The sequence below is a fragment of the Sedimentibacter sp. B4 genome (assembly GCF_000309315.1).
In the GTDB taxonomy this organism is placed as follows: domain Bacteria; phylum Bacillota; class Clostridia; order Tissierellales; family Sedimentibacteraceae; genus Sedimentibacter; species Sedimentibacter saalensis.
The window spans coordinates 1-225 of sequence record NZ_CANG01000470.1; the positions used below are offsets into that span (position 1 = coordinate 1).

Genomic DNA, 225 nt, shown 5'->3' on the forward strand with positions numbered 1-225 from the left:
CGCATGTCGTGGCCGGGCCGGTCGTTCACGTGGTCGTAGGCATCGGCCGGCTGGCCCATCAGGGTCAGGATCAGCTCGATCACGCTCCGGTTGTCCTTCTCGCCGTCCGCTCCGATCAGGTATGTCTCGCCGATCCGACCCGCCTCGAGGATGCGCAGCACCGCCAGGTTGTGGTCGGTGACGTGGATCCAGTCGCGGACGTTTAGGCCGGCCCCGTACAACTTG

At 66.2% G+C, this 225-nt stretch carries 1 protein-coding gene; it reads right to left on the reverse strand.

The features are described 5' to 3' along the window. The coding region (locus BN358_RS23685) for an NAD-dependent epimerase/dehydratase family protein (RefSeq protein WP_157593444.1) at positions 1-225 on the reverse strand (225 nt) is incomplete at both ends.